The organism is Micromonospora sicca, assembly GCF_003172935.1.
Lineage (GTDB): Bacteria > Actinomycetota > Actinomycetes > Mycobacteriales > Micromonosporaceae > Micromonospora > Micromonospora sicca.
In genome coordinates this window covers 1-3,314 of the sequence record NZ_QGKS01000511.1, presented here as the reverse complement: position 1 = coordinate 3,314, position 3,314 = coordinate 1, and the positions used below count along the sequence as shown (strand labels likewise).

At 73.4% G+C, this 3,314-nt stretch carries 5 protein-coding genes; 3 read left to right on the top strand and 2 right to left on the bottom strand.

Going from position 1 to position 3,314, the window contains the following annotated elements:
• Nucleotides 1-759 (top strand): endo alpha-1,4 polygalactosaminidase (locus DKT69_RS36740; RefSeq protein WP_109805946.1); only part of this gene is annotated, 759 nt, incomplete at its 5' end.
• 124 nt (nt 760-883) lie between these two features.
• On the opposite strand, the gene DKT69_RS40510 is transcribed toward DKT69_RS36740, so the two are convergent.
• Together DKT69_RS40510 and DKT69_RS40505 are read right to left on the bottom strand one after the other, a co-directional pair.
• Nucleotides 884-1,960: an MMPL family transporter gene (locus DKT69_RS40510; protein ID WP_236648764.1), complete on the bottom strand. Its 1,077-nt coding sequence runs from the start codon at nt 1,958-1,960 to the stop codon at nt 884-886.
• A gap of 107 nt (nt 1,961-2,067) precedes the next feature.
• The gene (locus DKT69_RS40505) at nt 2,068-2,724 is read right to left on the bottom strand and encodes an MMPL family transporter (RefSeq protein ID WP_236648762.1); all 657 of its coding nucleotides are present in this window, start codon (nt 2,722-2,724) and stop codon (nt 2,068-2,070) included.
• Here DKT69_RS40505 and DKT69_RS40500 point away from each other — a divergent pair.
• Both DKT69_RS40500 and DKT69_RS36730 read left to right on the top strand, forming a co-directional pair.
• On the top strand, nt 2,723-2,977 hold the full coding sequence (locus tag DKT69_RS40500; protein WP_236648747.1) for a hypothetical protein: 255 nt from the start codon (nt 2,723-2,725) through the stop codon (nt 2,975-2,977). The genes DKT69_RS40505 and DKT69_RS40500 overlap by 2 nt on opposite strands.
• A gap of 102 nt (nt 2,978-3,079) precedes the next feature.
• The coding region (locus tag DKT69_RS36730; protein ID WP_201750051.1) for a helix-turn-helix domain-containing protein at nt 3,080-3,314 on the top strand (235 nt) is incomplete at its 3' end.

Below are 3,314 nucleotides of genomic sequence, written 5' to 3'. Positions count from 1 at the left end.
GGGTGGGTGCCCCGGGCCGAACTGCTCCCGCCCGGGGCACCCACCCCGTGGCCGGTCGAGTCGGCCCACCGGTGGCAGTGGCAGTGGCAGCTCAGCGGCCCACTCGACGTCACGGCCGAGGCGGACGTCTTCCTGCTCGATCCAGTGCGGACCACCTCCACCGAGACCGCGGCGCTGCGCGCCCGGGACCGCCGGCTGGTCTGCCAGGTGCGGGTCGGCACGTACGCCGGCACGGACCCGGACGCCAGCCGCTTCCCGACCGCCGTCCGCGGCACCGCAGTGGCGGGCCGGCCGGGCAGCCGCTGGCTGGACGTGCGGCAGTGGGACACGCTGAAACCGGTGCTGGCCGACCGGTTCCGGCTGTGCCGGGGCAAGGGCTTCGGGGCGGTGGCGCTCGCCGATGCCGACGGGTATCTGCACCGGCCCGGCTTTCCGCTCGACTTCGACGACCAGTTGCTGTTCAACCGGCGGCTGGCCACCCTCGCCCGGTCCCTCGACCTCTCCCCCGGCCTGGTCAACGACGTGCCGCAGGTCGCCGCGCTGGCGCCGGACTTCGACTTCGCGGTCAACGAGGAGTGCGTCCGGCGGCGGCAGTGCGCCAAGCTGCTGCCCTTCACCGACGCCCACAAGCCGGTCTTCCACGTCGAGTACACCGGCAGCCCGGACGAGTTCTGCGTGACCACCGTCGGGTACGGGTTCGCCTCCATCCGCAAGGACCGCGACCTGGACGCCTGGCGGGAGTCCTGCCCGCTCCCCTGACCGGCCCGGGCGGTGGCGACGTCCGTGACGGATGGTGGTCAGCCGGCAGCGGCGCCCGCGGCCTCGCGCGGGACCGGGACGTGACGAGGGGCCCCGGCGCCCGGGGCCCCTCGTGCGGCGCAGGTCAGCGGGCGCCGACCAGCTCCGGCGCCGGGGTGGGCGGGTCGGCCGGCGGGGTCGCCGCCCGGGCCCGCAGGAAGCGCGGCGCCCACCAGTTCGCGTCGCCGAGCAGAGCCATCAGGGACGGCAGCACGACCGCCCGGATGATCGTGGCGTCCAGCAGGATCGCCGCGGCCAGCCCGATGCCGAGCTGCTTCATGTCGATCGTGCTGAGCGAGGCGAAGATCGCGAAGACGCCGACCATCACGATCGCCGCGCTGGTCACCACGCCCGCCGACGAGCTGATCCCGTACGCCACCGCGTCCCGGTTCGACATGCCGCTGCGGACGCCCTCCCGGATCCGGCTGACCACGAAGACGTGGTAGTCCATCGACAGGCCGAAGAGCACCACGAAGAGGAAGAGCGGCAGCCAGGAGACGATCGCCCCCATCGAGGTGAAGCCGAGCACCCCCTCCGCCCAGTCACCCTGGAAGACCAGCACCAGCAGCCCGTACGCGGCCCCGGCGGAGAGCAGGTTGAGGACGATGGCGGTGAGCGCGATCACCACCGACCGGAACGTCCAGGCCATCACCAGGAAGGTCAGCGCCAGCACGAAGCCCATCACCACGGGCAGCTTGTCCCGGACGTGTGCGGCGTAGTCCTCGCTGTCGGCGACGCCACCGCCGATCGCGTACTCGATGCCCGGGATGCCGCGCAGCGCGGCCGGCGCCAGGTCGTCGCGCAGCTCGTGCAGCGACCGGGCCGCCTCGTCGGTGCGGCTGGCGTACGGGGTGGCCACCTCCAGCACCGACACCCGGCGGTCCGCCGACACCTCGATCTTCGGGCCGTCCCCCTCGGCCGGCGCGAAGAGCAGGTCGGCGGCGGCCCGCCCGGCCAGGTCGGTCAGCGCCGCCCGGACCCGGTCGGCCTGCTCGGCCGGCGCCCGCACCGCCACGGTGTGGCTGGTGCCGGTGCTCGGGAAGGCCGCGGTGAGCCGGTCGTACGCCTGCATGGCCGCCGTGGTCCGGGGCAGGTCCTCCATGCCGGGGAACTTCAGCCTCATGCCCAGCGCCGGGGCGGCCAGGGCGAGCAGCAGCCCCACCGAGACGACCAGGGTGGCCAGCGGCGCCCGCAGCGCCGGCTTGAGGACGGCCGGCCAGACCGTGGCGCCCGCTCCCCGGGCCGCCCGGTACGCGGCGCGGTGAGCCGTCAGAGCAGCGGCACCCGGGGCCGGTCCACCCAGCGGCCCAGCTTGGCCAGCAGCGCCGGGAGCACGGTCAGCGAGCCGGTCACCGCGACCGCGACCACCAGGATCGAGCCGACCGCGAGCGAGGAGAAGACCGCGTCGTTGGCGAGCAGCAGCCCGGCCATCGAGATGATCACGGCGAAGCCGGAGACCACCACGGCGTGCCCGGAGGTCTCCGCCGCGATCTCCACCGCGTCCAGGCCGGAGCGGCCCTTCGCCCGTTCCTCCCGTTCCCGGCGGACGTAGAAGAGCGAGTAGTCGACGCCGACGGCCATGCCGATCAGCAGGATCACGCTGGCCGTGGTGTCGGTCGCGGGCACCAGGTGCGAGGCGAGGGTGGAGAGCCCCATCGCCGCCGCCACCGAGGAGAGCGCGAGCAGCACCGGCACGCCGGCGGCGATCAGCGCCCCGAACGCGATGATCAGGATGGCCAGGGTGACCGGCAGGCTGAGCAGTTCGGCCCGCTTGAAGTCCTTGCCCAGGGTGTCGTCCAGCGCCTTGTTGATCGACGGCCCGCCGACCTGCTCGACCCGCAACTGCGGGTGCGCCTGCTGGACGCGCGCGGTCTCGTCCCGCAGCGGCTGCACCCGGTCCGAGGCGGTCTTCGGGTCGCCGGACATGGTGATCGGCACCAGCAGCGCGCGGCCGTCGCGGGACGGCATCGGCGCGCCCACCGAGGCGACGCAGCACGTCCGCGTGACAGGGCACGCGGTCGCCTTGGTCGTCGTCGATCTGGCGCAGCCGCGCCGCGGTGTCGTCGGCGGCGGCCTTCGCCGCCGTCTGGTCGAGCGCCCCGGCGCGGGGCGTGATCAGCACGTTCTCCACCGCGGGCCGGTCGAAGTTCCCGCCGTCGACGATCAGCTAGTGTCCTGAGTCGTTGATTAGCTGCTGAATTCGGGTAGGCTTCATGGTATGCCGCGAACAGGGCGCCCGAAGGCCGAGCTGGTTTTGTCCGATGTGGAGCGTCAGACTCTGATGTCTTGGTCGCGTCGGGCGAAAACCGGGCAGGCGTTGGCGTTGCGGGCGCGGATCGTGTTGGCGTGCGCGGAAGGCGCGACGAACAAGGACGTCGCCGCGAGGCTCGGGGTGTGGCCGCAGACGGTGAACAAGTGGCGGGCCCGGTTCGTGCGTGACCGGCTGGAGGGCCTGTCCGACGAGCCTCGTCCGGGCGCCACCCGGAAGATCACCGATGAGCAGGTCGAGGCGGTGA